General features: G+C 56.3%; 17 protein-coding genes, 2 tRNA genes and 1 pseudogene. 4 read left to right on the top strand and 16 right to left on the bottom strand.

Going from position 1 to position 21584, the window contains the following annotated elements; all coding sequences use genetic code 11:
• Positions 1–104: 104 nt before the first annotated feature.
• Both ACNQFG_RS03975 and ACNQFG_RS03970 read left to right on the top strand, forming a co-directional pair.
• Positions 105–377, top strand: a complete 273-nt coding sequence (locus tag ACNQFG_RS03975; protein ID WP_097793033.1) for a type II toxin-antitoxin system RelB/DinJ family antitoxin — start codon at positions 105–107, stop codon at positions 375–377.
• The gene (locus tag ACNQFG_RS03970; RefSeq protein ID WP_423406085.1) at positions 374–655 is read left to right on the top strand and encodes a type II toxin-antitoxin system YafQ family toxin; all 282 of its coding nucleotides are present in this window, start codon (positions 374–376) and stop codon (positions 653–655) included. The genes ACNQFG_RS03975 and ACNQFG_RS03970 overlap by 4 nt, the downstream gene beginning before the upstream one ends.
• 60 nt (positions 656–715) lie before the next feature.
• Here the strand turns inward: ACNQFG_RS03970 and ACNQFG_RS03965 are convergent, their stop codons facing one another.
• The 5 genes and pseudogenes from ACNQFG_RS03965 to ACNQFG_RS03945 all read right to left on the bottom strand — a co-directional run bounded on the left by ACNQFG_RS03965 (position 716) and on the right by ACNQFG_RS03945 (position 3583).
• Positions 716–1279, bottom strand: a complete 564-nt coding sequence (locus ACNQFG_RS03965; RefSeq protein WP_423406084.1) for a hypothetical protein — start codon at positions 1277–1279, stop codon at positions 716–718.
• Between the two features lie 68 nt (positions 1280–1347).
• Positions 1348–2411 (bottom strand): annotated as a pseudogene (gene trpS / locus ACNQFG_RS03960) (tryptophan--tRNA ligase).
• A 259-nt stretch (positions 2412–2670) separates the two neighbouring features.
• Positions 2671–2747: transfer RNA gene (locus tag ACNQFG_RS03955), tRNA-Asn, on the bottom strand.
• 41 nt (positions 2748–2788) lie between these two features.
• Positions 2789–2863: transfer RNA gene (locus ACNQFG_RS03950), tRNA-Glu, on the bottom strand.
• Positions 2864–2959: 96 nt separating this feature from the next.
• Complete coding sequence (locus ACNQFG_RS03945) at positions 2960–3583, bottom strand: hypothetical protein (protein ID WP_423406083.1); 624 nt, start codon at positions 3581–3583, stop codon at positions 2960–2962.
• Between the two features lie 526 nt (positions 3584–4109).
• On the opposite strand from ACNQFG_RS03945, the gene pckA reads away from it, so the two are divergent.
• Positions 4110–5714, top strand: a complete 1605-nt coding sequence (gene pckA, locus ACNQFG_RS03940; protein WP_423406082.1) for a phosphoenolpyruvate carboxykinase (ATP) — start codon at positions 4110–4112, stop codon at positions 5712–5714.
• 168 nt (positions 5715–5882) lie between these two features.
• On the top strand, positions 5883–6548 hold the full coding sequence (locus ACNQFG_RS03935) for a helix-turn-helix domain-containing protein (protein ID WP_423406081.1): 666 nt from the start codon (positions 5883–5885) through the stop codon (positions 6546–6548).
• A 416-nt stretch (positions 6549–6964) separates the two neighbouring features.
• Here ACNQFG_RS03935 and ACNQFG_RS03930 read toward each other — a convergent pair whose 3' ends face one another.
• The 11 genes from ACNQFG_RS03930 to ACNQFG_RS03880 all read right to left on the bottom strand — a co-directional run bounded on the left by ACNQFG_RS03930 (position 6965) and on the right by ACNQFG_RS03880 (position 21358).
• Positions 6965–8482 carry a sodium/proline symporter gene (locus tag ACNQFG_RS03930; RefSeq protein ID WP_423406080.1) on the bottom strand — a complete coding sequence of 506 codons (1518 nt, stop codon included), beginning with the start codon at positions 8480–8482 and terminating at the stop codon, positions 6965–6967.
• A 287-nt stretch (positions 8483–8769) separates the two neighbouring features.
• A complete protein-coding gene (locus tag ACNQFG_RS03925; protein ID WP_097793042.1) occupies positions 8770–9324 on the bottom strand; it encodes a GtrA family protein in 555 nt (184 codons plus the stop codon).
• Between the two features lie 15 nt (positions 9325–9339).
• Positions 9340–11757 carry a glycoside hydrolase family 3 C-terminal domain-containing protein gene (locus ACNQFG_RS03920; protein ID WP_423406079.1) on the bottom strand — a complete coding sequence of 806 codons (2418 nt, stop codon included), beginning with the start codon at positions 11755–11757 and terminating at the stop codon, positions 9340–9342.
• Between the two features lie 73 nt (positions 11758–11830).
• On the bottom strand, positions 11831–14905 hold the full coding sequence (locus tag ACNQFG_RS03915; protein ID WP_423406078.1) for a glycoside hydrolase family 3 N-terminal domain-containing protein: 3075 nt from the start codon (positions 14903–14905) through the stop codon (positions 11831–11833).
• Between the two features lie 354 nt (positions 14906–15259).
• Positions 15260–16543 carry an ATP-binding protein gene (locus ACNQFG_RS03910; protein WP_423406077.1) on the bottom strand — a complete coding sequence of 428 codons (1284 nt, stop codon included), beginning with the start codon at positions 16541–16543 and terminating at the stop codon, positions 15260–15262.
• On the bottom strand, positions 16540–17250 hold the full coding sequence (locus tag ACNQFG_RS03905; protein WP_423406076.1) for a LytR/AlgR family response regulator transcription factor: 711 nt from the start codon (positions 17248–17250) through the stop codon (positions 16540–16542). Before ACNQFG_RS03905 ends, ACNQFG_RS03910 begins: the two co-directional genes overlap by 4 nt.
• Before the next feature lie 459 nt (positions 17251–17709).
• Complete coding sequence (locus tag ACNQFG_RS03900; RefSeq protein ID WP_423406075.1) at positions 17710–18963, bottom strand: hypothetical protein; 1254 nt, start codon at positions 18961–18963, stop codon at positions 17710–17712.
• Complete coding sequence (locus ACNQFG_RS03895) at positions 18960–19841, bottom strand: ABC transporter ATP-binding protein (protein WP_423406074.1); 882 nt, start codon at positions 19839–19841, stop codon at positions 18960–18962. Before ACNQFG_RS03895 ends, ACNQFG_RS03900 begins: the two co-directional genes overlap by 4 nt.
• Before the next feature lie 12 nt (positions 19842–19853).
• A complete protein-coding gene (locus ACNQFG_RS03890) occupies positions 19854–20585 on the bottom strand; it encodes a hypothetical protein (RefSeq protein WP_423406073.1) in 732 nt (243 codons plus the stop codon).
• Positions 20582–21124 carry an RNA polymerase sigma factor gene (locus ACNQFG_RS03885; RefSeq protein WP_423406072.1) on the bottom strand — a complete coding sequence of 181 codons (543 nt, stop codon included), beginning with the start codon at positions 21122–21124 and terminating at the stop codon, positions 20582–20584. Before ACNQFG_RS03885 ends, ACNQFG_RS03890 begins: the two co-directional genes overlap by 4 nt.
• A gap of 78 nt (positions 21125–21202) precedes the next feature.
• Positions 21203–21358 carry a hypothetical protein gene (locus tag ACNQFG_RS03880; RefSeq protein ID WP_423406071.1) on the bottom strand — a complete coding sequence of 52 codons (156 nt, stop codon included), beginning with the start codon at positions 21356–21358 and terminating at the stop codon, positions 21203–21205.
• Between the last annotated feature and the right edge of the window lie 226 nt (positions 21359–21584).

Raw genomic sequence — 21584 nt, 5'->3', positions numbered from 1 at the left:
GCCGGAGGCGGGCTCCCTTTTTGTTTCGAAGCTATTCTTTTTTCGTGCATTGTATTGCATTTTTCGTGCAAAGCACTATAATAATGGTGAAGGAGATGATTTGTATGGCAACAACTAATATCAGCATTCGGATGGACTCCGACTTGAAAGCACAGGCCGATGCCCTGTTCTCGGAGCTCGGCATGAACCTTTCGACGGCATTCAACATCTTCGTCCGGCAGTCCCTGCGGGATGGCGGCATTCCCTTTGAAATCAAAATGGATCAACCCAACAAAGAGACCATGGCCGCCATGCTGGAGGCAGAAAGGATTGCAAAGGACCCGAACGTAAAACATTATTCTGATGTAGAAGAGGCTCTTCGGGAGTTGAAGCGATGAACCGCGATATCGTCTGGACGAACCAATTCAAGAAGGACTACAAACTTGCTCTAAAACGGCATCTCGACGTTGATCTTCTGGATAATATCATCCGCACCTTATCGCGTGGGGAACCGCTCCCGGAGAAAAACAGAGACCATGCTTTGACTGGCGATTGGAGCGGCCATCGTGAATGTCACATCCAGCCAGACTGGCTGCTCATCTACCGCATCGAAGACAATGTGCTCGTTTTGACTTTGGCCCGTACCGGCAGCCACAGCGATTTATTCAACAAATAATGCGAAACGAACAGCGCCGCTTTCCCATGACCGGGAGAGCGGCGCTGTTGTACTTCGAAATTAGGACATCGTTTTGGTCTTCTCGTCAATCAGCGAGAAAACCTTATCATATACATTGTTCGAAACTGTCTGACGCGGCATCCAGAAATCAACCAGTTTTTTTAGTCCTACCGAATCCCCGCAGATTTTCCGGGCCTGTTCATAGGCGAATCTATTTGCATCGACCTCATGCGGTTGGCCAAGATACAAATTGTTGAAATATTCTTCGTCTCCTTTTAATCTGCACTTCAAATAGCGATTTCCTACCAACTTGTAACACGTCCCGTCGAACATTATAATGTACTGAATGCTTCGTTTTATTGTTTCATTAAATCGTCCCGGTTCAAGATATTGAGACGCATGACGCAGTTCATGAAAAAGGTAAAACAGCTTGCTGTATTCAGGCTCTTTATTCAGCTTCTCCGCATTTATAAAAACAGTCCTGCTTGAAACATCAAATGTTCCGTTTGCGGTTTCGTATCCAACAGGCATCTCAGAAGATAACCGCAACTCTAAGTCGTGCTCTTGGCAATACGCTTCAAAATATTTTTTGTATTCCGACATTCTCTCACCGCCAGTTTCCAATCGTACGAAAAATGCCCCTACTAAAGTCATTTTTGAGCTTTCAGCAGAGGCATCATGTTTACAATTTGTTACTTCAGCAGATTGTTATCCGTAAAGTAATCGATCCGCATGGACTTGCGCACCTCGGCCAGCGTGGCGGCGGCAGTCTTTTCCGCGTAGGCGCTGCCCTCTTTCAGGATCTCCACCACCTCGGGCAGGCGCTGCTCCCACTCCTTGCGGCGGGTGCGGATGGGCTCCAGCTCGGCCTGCATGACGCTGTTCAGGAACTTTTTCACCTTCACGTCGCCCAGACCGCCGCGCTGGTAGTGTGCCTTCACCTCGTCGAGGTTCTGGTATTCCGGCCAGAACTCGGCAAAGTGCTCCGGGCGGCAGAAGGCGTCCAGATAGATGAACACCGGGTTGCCCTCCACCTTGCCGGGGTCCTGCACCCGCAGGTGATTGGGGTCGGTGTACATGGACATGACCTTCTTTTTGATGTCCTCCGGTTCCTCGGACAGGTAGATGCAGTTGCCGAGGCTCTTGCTCATCTTGGCCTTGCCGTCGGTGCCGGGCAGGCGCAGGCAGGCGGCGTTCTCTGGGGCAGCACGATCTCCGGCTCGGTCAGGGTATCGCCGTAAACGGCGTTGAATTTGCGCACGATCTCACAGCACTGCTCGATCATGGGCTTCTGGTCCTCACCGGCAGGCACGGTGGTGGCGTGGAAGGCGGTGATGTCCGCCGCCTGACTGATGGGGTAGCAGAAGAAGCCCACCGGGATGCTGGTCTCAAAGTTGCGCATATGGATCTCGCTCTTGACGGTGGGGTTGCGCTGCAGGCGGCTCACGGTGACGAGGTTCATATAGTAGAAGCTCAGCTCAGTCAATTCCGGCACCATGGACTGGATGAAAATATGGGTCTTGGCGGGGTCGATGCCGCAGGCCAGATAATCCAGCGCCACCTGCAGGATGTTCTGGCGCACCTTTTCCGGGTTGTCGGCGTTATCGGTCAGGGCCTGTGCATCGGCGATCATAACGTAGATCTCATCGTACTCGCCGGAGTTCTGCAGGCGCACCCGCTCCTTCAGGGAACCGACATAGTGGCCCACATGCAGGCGGCCGGTGGGACGGTCGCCGGTCAGAATGATCTGTTTCATAACTAGTCTCCTTCTTTTTCAGGCCCGCCTTTGTACAACCTCTCCGTCAATGCTTCGCATTGCCACCTCCCCTGGTAGGGGAGGCTCTGGCGTATCCAGATCATTCCCGATTTTGCCAAGGGCACCCTGTCCGGGGAACTGGACGCCGCAGGCAGCCTGAGCGGTTCATCTTTTTATAAGTATATCCCCTGTGCATTTTTCTGTCAACAAAAGGGTCAAAACAAAAAGAAAAAGCGATGGAAAACTTCCATCGCTTTGCTGGCGCCTCTTGCCTGACTCGAACAGGCGACACCCTGATTAACAGTCAGGTGCTCTAACCGACTGAGCTAAAGAGGCATCTATATAAAACGGCACATGACCGTTTTACTACTATAAAATGGTGACCCGTACCGGAATCGAACCGATGTTAAAGGCGTGAGAGGCCTCTGTCTTAACCGCTTGACCAACGGGCCATACGTCCATTTTGCATCGGGTGTTCGCTCCCGACTTGGCTATTTTAGCATAGCACGCCTGCTTTGTCAACACAAAAATTCAATTTTTTCAAAAAATCAGAAAAACCTCCGGGCGCTCGTCTTCACGGCTCCCAGCAGCACATCCAGATACAGCCCGACGACGCTTTCCACCTCGCCCATCTCCATGCTCTGGCGCTGGGGCAGACCGGCCAGCCGCCCGCTGTACAGACACTTGAGCTGGGGCATGGCCGCGTAATCGTTGGGGCGCATGAGGGTGCTGTGCCGGGGCAGATCCAGCGAGCCGCTCTTTTCCAGCACCTCGCTGACGAACTGGGAGCAGAAATAGTGCCGGCGGCGCTTCCAGCGGATATGCATCCCGCAGAGCAGCAGCCCCACCGAGTTGAAGCGGTAAAGCTCGCCGTGGTTCATCATGTGGTCGGCGCGGCGCTTGGCGCGGGCATAGGCCTCATCCGTCACCTCCAGCGCATAGAGCGCACAGGGGATATTCTCCCGCAGACGGAACACACCCCGGTTCAGGTATTCCCTGCTGGGCCCTGCCGGGAACATGGTATAGCCGTTTTTGCGGGTAGAGCTGTACAGGGTGGTCAGGTCCTCATCAAAGGCGAGGGAGATATGGGTATACTCCGCCCCGGTCAGTGCGTACACCAGATTCGAAACCAGCGTTCCCGAACGGGTCAGAAAGATATAAAGCGTTTTCATAGATGTACCGGTTCTCCCCCAAAAATTCCAGACTGCGGATGTGTTGATTTACGTCGTTTTTACAGTATAACATAAACTAAGTTTCTTTGCCAGTGAAAAACGCGAAAAGTCGGCGAAAATTTTTCTTTCACCGTTTGGAGGAGCCTTTCTATCTGGAATACGGTTCCGCGTTTGATTTTATTGCATTTACCGGCGCACTTTCCGGCGGCATCCCCTGCCGCCCGGCCGCCTCCATTTGTTAAAGTTTTATCAAAATTTCGTTTTTGGAAAAATCTCTTTATTTTCTTTACCGGGAAGGGACTGTTTTTTCATGAAATGTCTGCAATTCCATCCGATTCTTAATGAAATTTGTTGTTTCTAACCGAAGGATTTGTCCTATTTGGTTGATTTTGGAGTCAGTTTATGTATAATGGTACACAGGAGAATACGCATCTGTATTTCTTCATCGCCCGCGCTGCCTTTTGGCTGAGGTGCGCGCGACGCGCGATCAGAATTTGATCTGAACGAAAGAAGAGGTATAAGTATCATGGCAAAGGTAGATCTGAGCAAGTATGGCATTACCGGCACGACTGAGATCGTGTACAACCCCTCCTACGAGCAGCTGTTCGAGGAAGAGACCAAGCCCGGTCTGGAAGGCTACGAAAAGGGCCAGGTCAGCGAGCTGGGTGCTGTGAACGTTATGACCGGCATCTACACCGGCCGTTCTCCCAAGGACAAGTTCATCGTTATGGACGAGAACTCCAAGGACACCGTGTGGTGGACTTCCGACGAGTACAAGAACGACAACCACCCCGCTTCTCAGGAAGCATGGGCTGCTGTGAAGGCCATCGCTCAGAAGGAGCTGTCCAACAAGCGCCTGTACGTGGTGGATGCATTCTGCGGTGCCAACAAGGATACCCGCATGGCCATCCGCTTTGTCATGGAAGTTGCATGGCAGGCACACTTCGTCACCAACATGTTCATCAAGCCCACCGCTGAGGAGCTGGAGAACTTTGAGCCCGATTTCGTTGTCTACAACGCATCCAAGGCCAAGGTTGAGAACTACAAGGAGCTGGGCCTGAACTCTGAGACTGCTGTTGTGTTCAACATCACCAGCAAGGAGCAGGTCATCGTGAACACCTGGTACGGCGGCGAGATGAAGAAGGGCATGTTCTCCATGATGAACTACTTCCTGCCGCTGAAGGGCATGGCTTCCATGCACTGCTCTGCCAACACCGACCTGAACGGCGAGAACACCGCTATCTTCTTCGGTCTGTCCGGCACCGGCAAGACCACCCTGTCCACCGATCCCAAGCGTCTGCTGATCGGCGATGACGAGCACGGCTGGGACGACAATGGCGTGTTCAACTTCGAGGGCGGCTGCTACGCAAAGGTCATCAACCTGGATAAGGACTCCGAGCCCGATATCTACAACGCCATCAAGCGCAACGCTCTGCTGGAGAACGTCACTCTGGATGCCGAGGGCCACATCGATTTCGCTGATAAGAGCGTTACCGAGAACACCCGTGTGTCCTACCCCATCAACCACATCAAGAACATCGTCCGTCCCATTTCTTCTGCACCCGCTGCAAAGAATGTCATCTTCCTGTCTGCTGACGCATTCGGCGTTCTGCCCCCGGTCTCCATCCTGAGCCCCGAGCAGACCCAGTACTACTTCCTGTCCGGCTTCACTGCAAAGCTGGCAGGCACCGAGCGCGGCATCACCGAGCCCACCCCCACCTTCTCCGCATGCTTCGGCCAGGCCTTCCTGGAGCTGCACCCCACCAAGTATGCTGAGGAGCTGGTCAAGAAGATGCAGAAGAGCGGCGCTAAGGCTTATCTGGTCAACACCGGCTGGAACGGCACCGGCAAGCGCATCTCCATCAAGGATACCCGCGGCATCATCGACGCCATCCTGAACGGCGACATCAACAATGTGCCCACCAAGAAGATCCCCTACTTCGACTTCGAAGTTCCCACCGTGCTGAACGGCGTGGACACCGGCATTCTGGATCCTCGCGACACCTATGCTGACGCTTCCCAGTGGGAAGAGAAGGCCAAGGATCTGGCAAGCCGCTTCATCAAGAACTTCAAGAAGTACGAGGGCAACGAGCACGGCAAGGCTCTGGTCTCTGCCGGCCCCCAGCTGTAAGCGCTGACCCCCGCATTTTTCTTCTGAACTCCATATAAATGAGACCCCCGCCGCGTGTTCATTGACCGAGCACACGGCGGGGGTTTTGCGTTCCAGCGCGGGTAAACGAAGCGTCGGTTGCGTTTTGGAGCCGGGTATGCTATCCTGTCCTCAAAGGATGTGAACCGTATGAACGCCAAAGATTTTGGGGCCTTTCTGGCCCAGACCCGCAAGGCCTGCGGGCTGACGCAGGCCGACCTGGCCGCACAGCTGCATGTGACCGACAAGGCCGTCAGCCGCTGGGAACGCGGCATCGGGCTGCCAGACATCAACACGCTGGAGCCGCTGGCCGATGTACTGGGCCTGACCCTCGCTGACCTGATGCACTGCCGCGACCCGCAGGAGGCTCCTCTGCCAAACGCCGAACCCACACTGGAAGATTTCCTGACCATGCTCCGCCGTCCGCACAGCATCGACTGGCACTCCGTCCGGGCCGCGCTGCTCTGCCTGAGCATTCTGCTGGCCGTCTGGGGCGTATGCTTCCACCCCGGTGTTCTTGCCGTTCACTGGCACGGCCTTGGCAATGGAGATTTCCGAGCGGACGGCTGGATGCAGTCTATCCTGATCTTTCCGTTGCTTCTGGCACTGGAGTGTTTCTTCCTGAACCTTTGGCGTCTCTTTGAGCAGACCGGATATTTTCGCCACTGGGGCGAGTCGGATACAGTCCTTACAAATTCGCTGGCTCTTCTCTCCCCCGGTGTCCGCCTTGTAAAGTTCGCACTGGATTATTTCTTCTTTTTCTGCTGTGGACTGACGGTGCCGTTTTGTGAGTTCCTCCTGATCGTGATGAATTGATCTTCCAGATACAAAATGAGCCTTTGCGTTTTCTGCAAAGGCTCATTTCTTATTGCGTTCTGTCGGATTTTATGTTACTCTATCATTGCTGTTCAACAGCAGCAGGCACTGTGCTGTAAAATGCAGGTGGTCAAGCTCCCTCCCGGTGTCAAGTCCGGAGGAGTTCAATTTTTTGTCATCCTCCGGACGGTACGAATGTTTTTACATCAACGGCCCAAAGGAGGAGTCCATTATGGATGTGTTGAATATTGTTTTTAGTGTGCTGAATCTTCTGGCTACGGTCATCATCGGTGTCATTCAGGTGACATGGATGATCTCCAAGGATGTCTTTCGGGACAGACCCCGCGCAAAACATTATTCCTGCAATCAAAACGCCTGCCGAAAGCTCCGGCAGGCGCTTCTTTGTCTTTTCCTCTTTACTTCGCTGCCTCGAACTCGGCTTCGATCTCCGCCGAGGGAGCCGGGGTGACCAGGCTGACGACAACGCAGACGACGAGCGAGGTCAGGAAGGCAGGCAGCAGCTCGTAGATGCCAAACACGCCGCCCAGCGGGCTGATGATGTACTTCCATACAAAGACCATCAGGCCGCCGGAGAGCATACCGGCCAGTGCGCCCTGCCAGTTGCAGCGCTTCCAGAACAGGGAGCACAGCACCACTGCGCCAAAGGAGCCGCCAAAGCCGGCCCATGCAAAGCTGACGATGCCGAACACGCTGGAGTTGGGGTCGCGGGCCAGCACCACGCCCACCACGCTGATGCAGATGATGGTCAGGCGGGCAGCGAACAGGCTCTGCTTCTCGGTCAGCTTCATGTGGCCGAACTCCTGCAGGATGTTCTGGGATACGCTGGAGGCTGCTGCCAGCATCTGGCTGTCGGCGGTGGACATGGTAGCGGCAAGGATGCCGGCAAGGATGAGGCCCGCCAGCACGGCGGCCAGTGCGCCGTGGGCGCTGATGAGGCTGGCAATGCGGACGATCAGGGTCTCGCTGGAAGAGCCGCTCAGGAACTCCAGCGCGCCCGCCTTGGTCATGCCCAGGCCCACCATGCCGATGACGATGGAAGCGGTCATGGCAATGACCACCCACACGCTTGCAATGCGGCGGCTGAGCACCAGCTTCTTTTCGTCCTCAATGGCCATGAAGCGCAGCAGGATGTGGGGCATGCCGAAGTAGCCCAGACCCCATGCCAGCGTGGACGCGATGTCCAGCAGACTGTAGGAGGTAGCGGTGTTGTCTGCCGCATTGTGGCTTGCAGCCATGGTCAGGTAGCCGGGCAGGCTGCGGGCGTTGTCCAGAACCACGTCCCAGCCGCCTGCCACGCTGACACCATACACCAGCACTGCGATCAGCGCCATGCTCATGACAACGGACTGGATCAGGTCGGTGGTAGACACCGCGCGGAAGCCGCCCATGATGGTGTAGCCCACAATGACCACAGCGGACAGAATCATGGCCGCCATGTAATCCACGCCAAACAGGCTGTTGAACAGCTTGCCGCAGGCGGCAAAGCCGGAAGCGGTGTACGGGATGAAGAACACGATGATAATGACCGCGCCCAGCGCGTTGAGCAGGTTGCGCTGGTCATGGAACCGCAGGGAAAGGAACTGCGGCACTGTGATGGCATCCAGATTGGCCGAGTAGCGGCGCAGGCGGCGGGCCACGATGAGCCAGTTGAGCCATGTGCCCACAGCAAGGCCGATGGCCGTCCAGCCCGGCGACGCGATGCCGGTGAGATATGCAAGGCCCGGCATACCCATCAGCAGCCAGCTGGACATATCGCTGGCTTCGGCGCTCATAGCCGTGACCAGCGGGCCCATCGTACGGCCGCCGAGGTAGAAATCGCTGCTGTCCTCGTTGGATTTGCTGTAGACAAAGCCAACCAGCAGCATCGCTGCCAGATAGACAACGATGGTAACAATGATACAGAGATTGCTCATATTCCTTTCCTCCTCTACTTTCCCATTTGGAAGGATGCTCTGATTTTACCACAGTAAAGCATCAAAGTGCAAGGTTTTTTGAAAACTTCGGCCCTATTGGCAAAAAGTCCGCGTCCGGCGCACAGAAAACCCGCAAAACGACCACAAAGCGCCCGCCGTTCCCTTCTGCCCGTGCGCTCCTTCTGAGGGGCGGAACGGCCCGGCATAACAAAACGCCCGGTTCCTGTACGGCACCGGGCGTTTTGTCTTTATGGAGAAATGAAAATGATGAAGGTGGATGGCTGTTTTCAGTTCTTCTTGGCTTCGCCTTCGGGGAAGATGATCTTGTTGACGAAGAAGAAGATGATCATCGAGATACCGCCGTTGAGCACGGTGGTGCCGATGTTGTAGATGAAGTCGGGCACCAGCAGACCGGCCACCGCGACCCAGATGCAGTTGATGGAGTTGACGATGCAGGTGATGACGCAGAAGGCCAGCACGTACCAGCCGATCTGCTTGGCCAGATTGCCCTTGCTGCGGAACACAAAGCTGCGCTGGATGGGGAAGTTGATGCACTCGCCCACGATCATGGCGACCATGTAGGCGCAGAAGTAGGGCAGGCCGCCGTGGGCAGCGTCATAGCCGAGGATGTTCCACTTGAAGGTCTCGCCGAAGAGGGTGATGTCGATGCCCGGCCAGCCGAAGTCCACCACCGGCAGGCTTGCAAACGCCTTGGGCAGGAATTGCAGCAGCAGGTACTTGAACACCGTGATGAGGTTGGAGACGATGACGAACAGACCGCCCTCCCGCACCCACTTGGCAGCGGCGGGGTGCTTGGCCGCAAAGTTGTTCCAGAAATTCATAGCAGTTCTTCCCTTTCAGCTGTTTTTCAGGCGTTTTTCCATCGCGCCGTTCTGGGCGATGTTCTTCACAGCCTCCACGATGACCCGCAGCAGACCGATGATCCAGAAGCCCTGCGCTTCCATCACGATGCCGTCCACCATGCCCATGCTGATGGCGCCGTTGGTCATCTTGGCCAGCGCGCGCAGCGGCATATTGTACTGGAACAGGATGTTCAGGTCCGGCTTGCCGCGCTGGATGCTCCGCTTGAGCAGCAGGCCCAGCACCGCCGCCACGAGCCAGCCCAGCGGGCTGCGGCCGTGGCCCAGCTCGCCCAGCGTCATGTTGCGGTCGATCCGGATCTTGTCCTCCGGGATGGGACGGCCCAGCAGGGCGGCGAACTCGGCATCCGGAACGCTGGTGATCTCGCCCGTCCTGTAATGAGGCAGATCCACGCTCTGGTAGGGGTCCGGCGCATCGGAACCCAGCACCACGACCTCCGCCGTCAGGCGGATGTCGGCGCTGGAAGCGCCCACGCGGAGCTGATAGCTGCCGCCTTCGACCTCCCAGCTGTCGGTGGCCATGTTCCAGTAGCGGTAGGCCTTGTCGTCCAGCGGGATGGAGACGGTCTTGCTCTCGCCCGCTTCCAGCCAGACCTTGGCAAAGCCCTTGAGCTCCTGTGCGGGGCGGAAAACTTTGGCGTCGGGCTTGGCGACGTAGAGCTGGACGACCTCGGCACCGGCGCACTTGCCAGTGTTGGTCACGGTCAGGGTCACGCCTTCCGGTGCGGCCTTGAGGTCTTTGTAAGCAAAGGTGGTGTAGCTCAGGCCATAGCCGAAGGGGAAGGCCACGGGTCTGCCCGCCGTCTCAAAGTAGCGGTAGCCCACATACAGGCCCTCGCGGTACTGGACGGTGCGGCCCTCGCCCGCGAAGTGGTCTTTCACCGGGGAATCGCTGTAAGCATTGGCCCAGGTCTCGGCCAGCTTGCCGCCGGGGCAGACCGTGCCGGTCAGCACGTCCACCAGAGCGCCCGCACCAGCCTGACCGCCCAGGCAGCCGTAGACCAGCGCCTTGCAGTCTTTGAGCCACGGGGTCTCCAGCGAGGAGCCTGCGCTGAGCAGGACGACCACGTTGGGGTTGACGGCAGCGACCGCAGCCAGCAGATCCAGCTGGTTCTGCGCCAGCTTCATGTCCATCCGGTCGAGGCCTTCGCTCTCCTTGATCTCGTCCAGACCCATGCAGAGCAGGACGACGTTGGCGTTTTGCGCCAGCGCGACGGCTTCCTTCTTCAGATCCTCGTCGGCCTTGCCCTGGCGGTCAAAGCCCTGGGCATAGCCGACATTGGTCAGGCCGCTCTCGGTCAGGCAGTCCAGGAAGGAATCCACCTGGATGGAGTTGACGGCGCTGGAACCGGCGCCCTGATAGCGGGGCGTCCTGGCAAAGTCACCGAGGACAGCGATTTTCTCGCCTTTCTTCAGCGGCAGCAGCGCGCCCTCGTTCCGGAGCAGAACGATGCTCTGGGCGGCGGCGCGGCGGGCCAGCGCATGATGCGCAGCGGCGTCAAAGGTGCGGGGCGCCTTTTCGACGGCGGCCTTGGTGTCGAGCACCAGTTCCAGCAGCTCGTCCAGCCGGGCGTCCACATCGTGTTCCGAGATCTTGCCGCTCTCCACAGCCTTCATCAGTTCGCGGACGGAATCGTCGCCGGGGAACGGCATCTCCAGCGTGGAGCCGTTCTTCACGCCCAGTGCGTGGTCGTTGGAACCGCCCCAGTCGGTGACGACTGCGCCGTCGAAGCCCCAGTCCCGGCGCAGGATATCCTGTAACAGGTGGGCGTTCTCATTGGCGTAGGTGCCGTTGACGAGGTTGTAGGAGGACATGATGGTCTTGGGCTTTGCCTCTTTGACCACGATCTCAAAGCCGGTCAGGTACAGCTCGCGCAGGGTGCGTTCATCCACGATGGAGTCGCTGGCCATGCGGCGCAGCTCCTGGCTGTTGACGGCAAAGTGCTTGGGGCAGGCCGCGATGCCGTTCTTCTGGATGCCGCGGACGTAGCCTGCGGCCATCTTGCCCGCCAGATAGGGGTCCTCCGAGAAATACTCAAAGTTGCGGCCGCACAGCGGGCTGCGCTTGATGTTCAGGCCGGGGCCCAGCAGCACCGAGACCTCCTGTGCTGCGGCCTCTTCGCCCATGGCCTCGCCGACGGCCTCGCCCAAGGCGGGGTCCCAGCTGTTGGCCACGGTGGCCGAAGTCGGGAAGCAGGTGGCCGGCACACTGGGGTTCAGGCCCAGGTGGTCTGCCGCACCGGCCTGCTTGCGCACACCGTTGGGGCCGTCCGACAGGGTGATGGACGGGATGCCCTTGCCCGGCAGGGCGCGGGTGTCGAACACCGTGCCGCCGGACAGCAGCGCACATTTCTGCTCCAGATCCAGTGTTTGAATGATGTCTGCGTGTTTCATAAAATACTGCTCCTGCTCCAAAAAGAAGGGGGCGGGCGTTCTGCCCGCCGCCCCCTTCTGGCTTTAGTTTTGCTTAAGCGTTTTCGATGTTGTTTTCTTTCTTTTTGCGGAAGCGGAAGATGGTCAAGATGACCAGAACTGCAATCAGACTGCCGCAGATGCCATCCACCGCGTAGATGACCTTCTGGTAAGGCTCAATCTTTGCCAGATAGCGGCTGCCCGGCATACCGCCGTTCATTGCCTTGGAGTTTGCAACAGTGTACAGAATGTTGTGGATCGCTTCGCGGCCATAGTGATAATCCGAAACATCATCCTTGTTGAAGGTATAGCGTGCACCAGAGGGCAGATTCGTGAGCTTGCCGTCTGCGCCTGCCTGAATCATCTGGCCTGCGTCCATGAAGACACCGGTGTTTGCATTATCGGTGATGATGAAGCCGTGGAAGCCCCACTCATTGCGGAGGACACCGGTAACAAGGTTGTAGTCGCCGCCGGCCCATGTATAGCCAATGCGGTTGAAGGAAGTCATAACGCCGGTCACGGACGGGATCTCTCTGGTGGCATTGCTGTAAGTGCCATCGCCGTTGTCCTTTGCGTAATTCATCTGGACGTCATCGGTCTTGATGCACATTTCAAAGGGTTCCAGATAAATCTCGCGCGCAGCCTGCTCATTCAGGAAGGTTGCAATGCTGAACTGTCCCTCGCGGTCGCCGCGGTGGTTTTCCTGATCGTTGACGGCAAAGTGCTTGACAAAGACGTACATACCACGGGAAGCTACGCCCTTGCACTCAAGAGAAGCGATGTGACCGCCAACAAAGGGATCTTCAGAATAATACTCGCTGTTACGGCCGGAGAATGCAGTGCGGTGCATATTGACAGCAGGTGCATACCAGCCGTCAACACCCAGATAGTAGGATTCGTCGCCGATGTTTTCGCCATAGTGGTAGGCCAGATCATCGTTGTAGGTCTGTGCCAGAACAATCACGCCGCAGTGCGTGATGTTGCCCTTGAAGTAAAAGTTTCCGCTTGCATCAACGCCGTAGTTGACCAGGCCGGTGGCAGCGTCGCGGTCGGTCGTGGAGGGCTTATCCACCGACTTGATGGCAGCCGTGCCATAGCCGGACTGCGTGATCAGGGTCTGATAATCGCTGGGGGTCAGCTGGTCGAGCAGTTCATCCCACTTTTCATCATCGTAGTCCAGACCGCGCATATCGATCAAACCCAGACCGTTGTCCTTGCCGTAAACGATCTCATCGGTCAGGGCGGAGAAGTCGGTGGGGTTCAGGGAATCAAAAGAATCCAGCTTTGCAAGGTCCTCCTTGCTGATCGTCTTGCGGTAGGTATAGGATGCAGCCTTGCCGCTGGCATCGGTACCATTGATGGGGTTGCCCCAGGTGCTGATCTGGTCGCTGACTTCGCCGTCAACGGTCGGCCAGGTGCCAGTCCAGTCACTGCGGGAAAGATACTGCAGCCCGCCGTTTGCATGGTCGAGCTGATTGGTGATCTCCACACCGGTCGTGGTGTCGAGCTTGTAGGTCGTGGTATCCACGGTGCCGTTTGCCGGGGTGTAAGTTGCAACCAAAGCAGTGTCGCCGTCGGCGGTCATGCCGTCTGCCACGGTCTTGCCCTTGGCAGAGAGGATGTTGTTGACCGCTTCGTGTGCGTTTTTGGCTGCGGTGATATAATAATCGCCCGCATCCAGAATGTAGGTCTTGGCATTGACGTAGTCGTAAGACTTCAGCTGCTCCTGATCAAAAGTGACCGTTACGGTTTCGCTTGCGCCGGGAGCCAGTTCTGCAGTTTTGGCATAGCCCACCAGCTCCACAGCAGCCTTTTCTACCTTGTTTGCCTTGTCGTAATCGGTATAGGGGCTCTGTGCGTAGACCTGTACGACATCCTTGCCGGCCACATCACCCGTATTGGTGACCTTGACAGTCACGGTGCAGGTATCGCCATCCCAGCTGGTATCGTAATCAGACCACTCAAAATCCGTGTAGGACAGGCCGTATCCAAAGGGATACATCACAGCATCCGCATAGTTGTAATCACCGGCATTGCCCTGACCCAGCACCTTGTCCTCGTAGCGGGTCTCGTAGTAGCGGTAGCCAACATAGATGCCCTCTTTGTAGCTGACGTAGTTGTACTTGGTCAGGCTGCCGTCCTCGTCATAGTAGGCAAAGTCGCCAAAGTTCTGGGCGGCAGGGCTGTTCATGGCATCCATCTCGTAGGTGTCCACGGTGCGGCCGGAAGGATTCACCTTGCCGGAGAAGATCTCTGCCAGAGAGCACAGACCATAATCACCCATAGCGGGAGCCGAAATGACGGTATGGATGCTGGGGTAATTCTTGACCCAGCTCAGGTCTACCGCTGCGCTGGAGTTCAGCAGCAGCACCACATCGTCAAAGTTGTCGTTCAGATACTGAAGGATCTCCAGTTCCGTAGAATCCGGTTCCAGATAGGTTTTGGTCTTATCCTCTTCCACATCGGTGTGGTTGTACATGGAGCGGGGCATATCACGGCCTTCGCCCGCCACACGGCTGAACACAAAAACAGGAACCGTATTCTTCATGGAATCGGTCAGACCCGGCTCTGCTTTCATAACAGACAAGGGGCATTCGTTGATGGAAAAGTCCTCGTCATCACCGTAGGAAACGGAACCAACGCCCAGACCGTAGTCCTTGCCGTTGCCTTCGGAATAAAACTTCCAGAGCGCTTCATTAACGCCAAAGCCTGCATCTTCAAAAGCAGTTTTCATATCGACCTTATTGCCGCCAATGTAGCTGACTGCCGAATGGCTGACAAAACTGAAGGTCGTATCCGCGCTGTACGGCATCTTTCCCGCATCGTTCTTCAGTAGAACGATACCCTCGGCGGCGATCTTCTTATTCAGAGCGATCTCATCCTCAACCAGCGCAGCCTCTGTATCAAAACCGGGCTTGCTGTATTCCATATTGATGCCTTCGGTCTTTGCCTTGCTGTTGTCGATGCCGCCGCTCTTCAGACCCAAAATGCTCTGCACGCTGCTGGCATTAGGCGGGATCAGCACATTGGCTGCAACTATACCGCCCGCCAATGCGACACACAACACACCCGAAACGGCAGTTTTGATGATCTTGCCCATCATCTTACCGTCCTTCTTTTTCTGTGCCATAACTGTTAACTCCTTCTCTTTTGGGTACACGACCCGGTTCATGGCTGTTCTCAGGAGTGCGTCCACTCCTTTGCTTGATGTCATTTTATCATATAAACCGCAAAACGAACCGTTCTCCGCACAACCTGTCTTTTTGGATGCACAATTTGCAAAAAGCTTCAAATTGATTTCAATTTTTATTGTGCTAATACACAAACAAGAGGCGGCGTTATTTGTGCAGAATGCCATATCCTCTCCGTCCGTGCTGCGCACTGCCACCTCTCCCGAAGGGCGAGGTTTTACGCGTGCTTTCAGGCACAACAAAAGCTCCCCCTTTCGGGGGAGCTGTCGAACGAAGTGAGACGGAGCGGGTCGTCATTTTTCTTTGGGCAGGGGCATCAGCAGCCGCACCGTGAACCACCGGTTCTCCCAATGGACGGTCATGCTGCCGCCGTGCTGCTGCGCCACCAAACGCAGGCTCTTCAAATCGTAGCCGCCGTGGACGCTCTGCGCGGGCAGACCGTCCGCCCCCAGCTCCACCGGCTGGGCGCAGTAGTTCTCGAATCGGAACATCACGAACCCGTTCTGGACATAGACCGCCGTCCGGATGAGCCGTTTTTCGGGGTCCGGCTCTGCGGCGCAGCTCTCGATGGCGTTGTCCAGCGCGGTGCCCACGATGGTGCAGATCTCCCGCGTGGTCAGAAACCCCAGCGCCCGGCCGTCGGCCACGCTGGTCATCCGGATGTTCTTTTCCTGACAGTCCATGCTTTTGGCCGTCAATAAGGTATCCAGCACCGGGTTGCCGGTCTTGTTCTCGGCCTCATACTGCAAAATGCCGGACTCCATCCGGGCCAGCGCCGCGTCCTGCTTGGCGCGGTCCCGCTCGGCGCGGATGTCGGCGATCTGCACCTTCAGCTCGTGATACCGCCGGTTGATGAGCTTGATTCCCTCTTTGCTCCGCTTGTACTGCTCGTACTGACGGTGGAGCACACTGTCCATGGCGGTCAGCTCCTTGTGGAGCGCCTCTTCCCGCAGCTGCTCGTGCTCGACGGTCAGGATCAGAACGCCGCAGAAATCCACCAGCGTCCGGATGTAGAAAACGCTCATGGTCACTTCCCCGTTCAGGAAGTTCAGGTTGCTCACGGCAAAGGCCGTCGCCGCCATGACGACGGCCACCAGCGCCGCCGTATTGCTGACATCCAGATGCCCGGTCGGGTGGGGGCGCTTGCGCTCCAGCCCGTACATCACCCCGAACAGACCGCTGTAGACCAACAGCAACAGGAACAGCGCCATCGGCTCTCCCCCGCCGTGCTGCGGAAAAATGGTGCAGTGCAGCTGCCACTCGACACTGGCCGCAAATTCGGCCAGAATGAAGCTGCGGGCGCAGTCGTAGGCTGCTTCCAGCCAGTTTTCTTCCCGCGTGATCCAGAGGTAAAGGTACTGCATCCCCACTGCGATGCCCATGCAGGGGACCCACCACGCAATGGGCACCTCGCCGGTCGCTTCCAGAAAAACGCCCAGCATCACGGCCAGCATCCCGCTGGCGACCAGAGTGATCTTCCGCGCAAAGCGGGGCGGGCGGCTCTGGGCATACAGGACGACGGCCAGCCACTCGGCCAGCGCCGTGTACAGGCGTGGGATATCCGGCAGTGCCGTCACAGACCGTCACCCCCGATGTAGTCGGTCAGGGCTGCCAGAAAACTCTTCCGCTTGGGGCGGCTGACCTGCAATTCATAAGGCCCCACCTCCACCGTGTTCTGCTGCACAGCCTGCACCTGGGCCAGATTGACCAGATACCCGCTGTTGCAGCGGGCAAAGGGCCGGTCGGCCAGTTTTTCTTCCAGCGCCTTGAGCGCGCCGGGGGCCGCAAAATCGCCCTCCTCGGTGTAGAAATGCACCCGATGGCCTTCGCTTTCGATGTAATAAATGCGCGAGGTATCCAGCCGCCGCAGACCGCCCTCCACCGGCACCGCCAGATAGTGCCGGGTGCGGCGGCGCAGCTGTGCCTCTACCTTTTGCAGTTGCTGCGAAAACGCAAAGTACGGCACCGGCTTGAGGACGTAATCCAGCGCCCCCACCGCATAGCCTTTGATGGCATACTGCGCCATGTTGGTGATGAAGACGAGCATCACCTCCGGGTCCAGTTCCCGGATGCGCCGGGCCGTCTCCATGCCGTCCAGATGCTTCATCTCGATATCCAGAAGGATCAGATCATAGGCCGGGCGGTAATCCTCCAGGATCTCCAATCCGTCCGCGAAGGTCTTCACCTCAAACGCAGTCCCGTATTGCCGGGTGTACCGCTGAACGTATCCCATCAGCTGCTCCCGGATCTCCGCTTCATCCTCCACGATGGCTACCCGTATCATTTGCCGCACCTCCCCGCTTCTGGTTCCCCGGCCGGGCATCCAGCTCCGGCCCGGCATCTCATTTTATTATACAAAAGCGGAACCGTTTTTGCAACGTTTTTTGTTTTCCGGGGCTGATGCACACCGGTTTTACGGCACTCTTACCGTGGTCTGTCGTGCTTTCTTATGATAAGGTCTAGGACGTTTTTCGATGGAAGCAAGGGATTCGTTCTGTTTTCCAAAGAATACAAAAAAACCGAACCCTTCTCCTATTGGAAAAAAGTTCGGATTTTGTTGTTGTGGTGTACCTCCAGGGACTCGAACCCTGGGCCCACTGATTAAGAGAAACCAACGTGCAACAATCGTCAATTTTCAGAATTGCGCAAATTCGTCGCTTTTATCGTTTTACCGTAAATTTGCGTTTTGCATCCGATGCAGTTTTCTATGCATCCGATGAACTTTTTTCAGTAGCGTTTCCTTTTAAGCCACCCTGGTCTTTCGCAGATACCCCCATGCTGCCAATCCAACGAGCAGAACGATCTTGATCGGTGCCGATGCCAGCAGTACATCTGCTTGAAAGAAGGCATACCCGCCTGCATAGAGAAAATCAAAGCTGATCATTTTATACAGCAATGCATTGGAAAGCCCAATGCCCCCTGCCGGAATCAGGGTGGACAGCCATTCTCCAAAGGAGCCCGGCACGACCATATAAACAATCAGCGGTGCCACCACACTGATCAGCGCCACAGACAAAGCGGTCAGGTTGTTCTTGGCCCATACGGATGCCATCAGCACAAAGGCCACCTCCGCAAAGAAGATCAGGAAGTTTGCCACCAGCATGACCCACTCCATCTGGCCAACGGTATACGGCAGCAGGCTGGTCACAGAAAACAGCCATTGCACGGAAGTTTGGGTACTTTCCCAGCCAAATAGAGCATTCGTGACCAGGATCCACACCACGCCGCAGAGCAGATACGCCGCCCCTGTGATACTAAACGCCGCCGCCAGCTTTGCCGCTGCTAGCCGCAGACCGCCGTTTTTTGTGCACAGTTGGATGTCCTGCGCCCCGGTCTGTGCATCCGATGCAAACACCGGGGCCGCAATCACCGCGCACAGCAGGGTGAGCAGCAAGCTCAACAGGGTCTGGTAATCCATTGCGTCTGAACTGACCCCAAATGAATAGGTGAACGGTTTTTGTACAGCATCGAACTTTTTCTGTGCAATGGCCTGCGCCTGCTCATAGCCGGGCTTTCCGCTTTGTTCCAGCCAGATCACCGATTCCAGCCGTTTGGGGAGCTGGCTGTAAAAGTTCTGCATATCCTCTGCGGTCAGCCTCATCACGCCCGGTGCCATGCCGGTTTTCGGGTCGGCAAAGGCTTCCTTTGCGTTGTTCACAAGAGGCTGATACCGGGCAAGTTCTTTATAAAATACCTCGACCGGGATATCGTTGATGGAGCTTGCATCATACTGCCGGTACACCCGCTGATAGGCTTCCAGTGCTTCCTGCATGACATCCGGCGTGATGGTACCGGATACCTGCTGCTCCTGCCGTTTCCGGATTGCTTTCAGACCCGTGTAACTCACTTTGTTTCCGCTGGCATCCAGTTCCGTCCAGCCGATAAAGGTCACCGGCAGATGTGCCATGACCACAGCCAGCACCAGCGCAATGGCCAGCAGAATAGCTGTCATACGGGTTTTGCACACACGTTTCAATTCCAAACGATACAGGTTCATTTTGCTTCCTCCATTTCCTCCGGGAACAGCCACAGATACAGATCTTCCAGCCGGGGCTGTGCCGGGACGCTGTCCGGCAGCTGCGGTGCATCCGCCAGATACCGCAATGTTACCGTTCCGTCCGGCTCGTTGCGCAGGTTCACCACCCGCAGCCGGTGTTCCCACCGGGCAAGCTGTTCCATCGGGATATTTCCCTGCCAGACTTTGGCTTTGATCTGCTTTACCAGCCCTTCGGTGGTGTCCTGTGCAATGATTTTGCCAGCCTTCATCACGGCATTTTCGGCCGCAATGTATTCCACATCCGAAACGATATGCGTTGAAATGAGAACGATCCGTTCCTGCGCAAACTCCGACAGCAGATTGCGGAAGCGCACCCGTTCTCCGGGGTCCAGCCCTGCCGTGGGCTCATCTAGAATTAAAATTTCCGGGTCGTTGAGCAGTGCCTGTGCGATGCCTACCCGGCGCTTCATACCACCGGAAAGCTTTATGATCTTTTTGCGGCGCACCTCAGTGAGGCTTACCCGCTCCAGCAGTGTGTCGATCTGCCGGGCAGCCTCTGTGCGCGGCAGACCCTTGAGCGCCGCCATATATTCCAGATAGTCCTGCACCGTGAATTCCGGGTAAAACCCGAATTCCTGCGGCAGATACCCCAGCTTTTCCCGGTAGGCCGCACCAAGCGTCCCAATCTCCACCCCATCGCACAAAATCCGGCCACTGCTAGGCCGCAGAATGCCCGCCAGCATCCGCATTAAGGTTGTTTTGCCTGCACCATTCGCCCCCAGCAGTCCCCACACGCCCGGCGTGAGAGTGATGGACACATCATCCACCGCCGTTTTATCCCGGTATCGCTTTGTAATATTCTGAATTTTCAGTTCCATGGCTTGCTCCTTTCAGCCTTCTGCAATATATTCTGACCGGGCGGCAAGCCGGATGCACTGCAACACCATACAGAGCACCAGCACGCCCGCCGCCAGTGGCAGACCTTTCGGCAGTTCCGATAATTGCACGAACCGCAGCAAACACAGCTGCCCTGCAAACAATGGTACAGCCCCGGTCATCATCCATTCCGGGCGCACCCAGCGCAGCAGCAGAAGCAGCTCATTGTTTGCGGTCAGGAATGGCACGGTCAACACCGCCAGCAGTTGCCCGATGCTCCATGGCACGGCTGCCCGCACATTGAGTACCAGCACTCCCAGCAGGATTGTTTGCCCCGCCAGCAGCAGCAAAAACCGCATCACCAGCGGACGACCGATTCCTGCATATGTGGCTTGTTCCAGTTCAAGCATCTTATATTGACTTGCCCGGTATAAAAACGGCAGACCGAGCAGGGCTGTCAGCATGGCAAGTGTGCTCAGACCAAACAGTGCATTGCGTAATGTCCATGCCTTCTCCCACAGGGCAAGTTCCCGACCCACACTGTACAACGCCAGTGCCGCCATTGCTTCCAGCGCCCAGACCTTCCAGCCCAGCAATTTGAACTGGCAGTGCAGCAAATCACGCCAATCACTCCGTTGTTTTACGACATGTTCCGCCCGGCAGCGGCGCAGCAGCGTTTTCGGTGCGGCTGTGTCAAGCTCTGTCGCCAGTGCTCTGGACAGTTCTTTTTCAAAGGCTCGATTCATCTCCAGTCCTCCTTTTCCAATTGCATTTTCAAGGTTTTCAATGCGGCACGCAGGCGGGACTGCACTGTGCGCAGGGGCAGACCTGTGATCTGCGCGATCTCCCGCAATTTAAGCTGTTGTGCGAACCGCAGCAATACCAGTTCCCGCTGTTCCGGCTCCAGCTGGGCCGTCAGCGCTCGCAGGTTTACTTTCTCCTCTGCCGCAGCAAAGCCGCTTTCCTGATAGGCGGGTTCGCCCGGCAAGCTCTCCAGCGATACCTCCGTCCGCTCCATCGTACGGTTCAGATCGATGCAAATGTTTTTTGCGATTTTGTACAGAAAGGGACGGAATGCCCCCTGAAATCCACCACAGGAATCCAGCCAGCGCACCGCTTTCAAAAAGGTTTCCTGTGCTGCATCCTGCGCCTGCTGCTCGTCCGCTGTATGCCAACGGCAATAGTTCAGAATTTGTGGATAGTACGCTGTAATCAGAGTGTCCAGCGCACCCGTATCTCCGCTCTGCACTTTCCGCAGCAATAATTCTGTCTGGATACGGTTCACCCCCTTCCTGTCTATTAAAACGTCCCATATCATCAAAATGATTTCTGTTTTTTCAAAAATTTCAAATAATTGCCTTTATTATGTTCTTATAGCTTTATTATAATAAAGAGCCTTGTGTTTTTCCTTGTCAAGAGGGCTGGCACTGTCCAGCCCTCTCTCTTTTTGCCAAAGTTTCCCTCGTTTTTTCTTGCACACTGCCGAAATCAGCACATCTTCAAAGTTTTTTGTTGACACACTGCAATTTTTGTGGTAATCTATCCCAACAATTTAATATAACATATTTACTTAGAGTTCGAGCTCGGCTCCCGAAGGAGCCGGAGCAAGTTTTTAACTCTCTATCGCTACATAACGAACCCGAACCAAGGCCATCCCGGAAGGGATGGTCAGGTTCAGGTTGTTGTGTGGCGATTTTTTATTGCAAAATCAGCAACGAACCTTGAAAACCGCATGACCGTCTGCA

The organism is Faecalibacterium prausnitzii, assembly GCF_049532945.1.
GTDB classification, from domain to species: domain Bacteria; phylum Bacillota; class Clostridia; order Oscillospirales; family Ruminococcaceae; genus Faecalibacterium; species Faecalibacterium prausnitzii_N.
This window is presented reverse-complemented; position numbering and strand designations above follow the sequence as displayed.